We start from the raw sequence: 506 nt of genomic DNA, 5'->3' as shown, positions 1-506 counted from the left end.
ATCTTGTGCGGCTGGTCGGCGTCCTGGCCCAGGCGGCGCTTCTTGTCGGCCTCATAATCCTGATAGTTGCCCTCGAACCATTCCACGTGGCTGTCGCCCTCAAAGGCCAGCATGTGGGTGGCGATGCGGTCCAGGAACCAGCGGTCATGGCTGATGATCATGGCGCAGCCGGCAAATTCCTCCAGCGCCGATTCCAGCGCGCGCAGGGTGTCGACGTCCAGGTCGTTGGTGGGTTCGTCCAGCAGCAGCAGGTTGGCGCCGGACTTCAGCATCTTGGCCAGATGGACGCGGTTGCGTTCGCCGCCCGAAAGCTGGCCGACCTTCTTCTGCTGGTCGCCGCCCTTGAAGGCGAAGGCGCCGGTATAGGCGCGTGCGTTCATCTTGGTCTTGCCGAACTCGATGATGTCGGTGCCGCCGGAAATTTCCTCATACACCGTCTTGTTGGCATCCAAGGCATCGCGCGACTGGTCGACATATCCGAGCTGCACGGTGGAGCCGATTTTCAG

At 62.1% G+C, this 506-nt stretch carries 1 protein-coding gene; it reads right to left on the bottom strand.

Translation table 11 applies throughout. From position 1 onward, the window contains the following. Positions 1–506: ATP-binding cassette domain-containing protein (locus B3V69_RS02905; protein ID WP_296443624.1), on the bottom strand; the 506-nt coding region annotated here is incomplete at both ends.

The organism is Rhodoferax sp. UBA5149 (genome assembly GCF_002413825.1).
Lineage (GTDB): Bacteria > Pseudomonadota > Gammaproteobacteria > Burkholderiales > Burkholderiaceae_C > Rhodoferax.
This window is presented reverse-complemented; position numbering and strand designations above follow the sequence as displayed.